This is a genomic window from Secundilactobacillus muriivasis (genome assembly GCF_054785195.1).
The window spans coordinates 1-539 of the sequence record NZ_BAABMI010000119.1 but is presented as its reverse complement, the minus strand read 5'-3'; the positions used below and the strand labels follow the sequence as shown (position 1 = coordinate 539).

The window sequence follows — 539 nt, the reverse complement described above, 5'->3', positions numbered from 1 at the left end:
CAAGATCAAAAGCCGTCAGTTTTTGAAAAACATGAAAACTGACGACTTTTTTGGAAGGTATGAATAATTCAGGATCACTAATATGTTTATATTTTCTAAAAATTAACCAATATAAATCATCTAGTAACGTATAATCTGAACCAGATTCTTTACTAGTGTTAAATAAATCAAATATGGCCTCTCTAAACGACGTATTAAAATCTTTATTATTTCGATAGTTACAATTTTTTAATGGTAAACAAAATTGTTCATGCTCAACATTACGAATTTTTTGCATTAATTGCGGTGAAATAAACTCACTTTCTCGCAAATCTTGTAAATCATCTTTTTTTAACAAAGTCGCACCGAACTGAAACATACCCAATGACGAAGATGGAAAATCTTTTTCAATAGGTATTTCCGCATAACCACCATCAATAGCAATAATAAAATCGAACATATTCGCATTACCAATTGATTTCGGAGAGCGTAAAATATCGTGTGTAAATGCATAAAAGATTTCTGAATTGTATAGAAATAGGGAATGCCTTCCCTTATGA

Annotated in this window: 1 protein-coding gene; it reads right to left on the bottom strand. The window is 30.1% G+C overall.

Features of this window, described 5'->3' with window-relative positions; translation table 11 throughout:
- Positions 1–439, bottom strand: a 439-nt coding sequence (locus ACYVR3_RS16210) for a hypothetical protein (protein ID WP_461245024.1), incomplete at its 3' end; no start/stop codon positions are given.
- Between the last annotated feature and the right edge of the window lie 100 nt (positions 440–539).